Source organism: Actinomadura napierensis, assembly GCF_039529375.1.
Taxonomy (GTDB): Bacteria; Actinomycetota; Actinomycetes; order Streptosporangiales; family Streptosporangiaceae; genus Spirillospora; species Spirillospora napierensis.
In genome coordinates, this window is the sequence record NZ_BAAAMR010000278.1 from 1 (window position 1) to 904 (window position 904).

Annotated in this window: 1 protein-coding gene; it reads right to left on the reverse strand. The window is 70.5% G+C overall.

The window, feature by feature from the left end; all coding sequences use genetic code 11:
• A partial coding sequence (locus tag ABD296_RS49420; RefSeq protein ID WP_344285473.1) for an IS481 family transposase occupies positions 1-793 on the reverse strand: 793 nt, incomplete at its 3' end.
• Between the last annotated feature and the right edge of the window lie 111 nt (positions 794-904).

A 904-nucleotide genomic window follows, 5' to 3' on the forward strand; every position in this document is an offset into this window, starting at 1 on the left:
GGTAGGGGCGGGTGCGTTTGTGGGTGATGCCGGCCGCGTGCAGGGTGTCGCGCCAGAGTCTGGAGCGGTAGCAGGAGCCGTTGTCGGTCAGGACGCGGGTCACGGTGATGCCGGCGGTGGTGAAGAAGGCGTGGGCTCGGGTCCAGAACGCGGTGGCGGTTTCCTTGGTCTCGTCGGGGAGGACTTCGGTGTAGGCCAGGCGGGAGTGGTCGTCGACGGCGTTGTGCAGGTAGCCGTAGCCCAGGTTGGGGTGGTTGGAGGTCTTGCGGGGGCGGGTCGGGTCGCGGTGGGCTGAGGAGCGGCGGCGGCCGACCGCGCGGCCGTGTGCCTTGTGGCCGCCGCCGTCGGGGATGTTGCCGAGCTTTTTGATGTCGACGTGGACCAGGTCGCCGGGCGCGGGATGCTCGTAGCGTCGGACGGGACGTGCGGTGGCGCGGTCCAGGTGCCTCAGGCGGGCCATGCGGTAGCGGGACAGTACGCGGTGCACCGTGGAGGGATGGACGCCCAGCGGGTAGCCGATGCGGGCCGGTCCCCAACGGCGCGCCACCCGCACTTTGATGATGCGTCGCTCCAGGCGGGTCGGGGTGCGGTGCGGGCTGTGATGTGGGCGGCTGGACCGGTCGGCCATTCCCGCCTCGCCCAGCTCGCGGTAGCGGCCGGCCCAGCGGTGCGCGGTCGAAGTCGCGACCTGGAACCGTTCGGCGGCCCGCCGCAGCGGCCAGCCGTCCTCGACCACGCAGCGGGCCAGTCGAAGCCTGCCGGTCTCGGTCAGCGGAGCGTTACGGTGGGGCATGAGGGCCTCCTGAGTGCCGGTGCAGATGTCGCAATCCACACCGAACCCGGAGGCCCTCCCTCATTTCAAGATCATCGGCTGACCGTGTTCGCAACCTCTGTGGTTAGAACA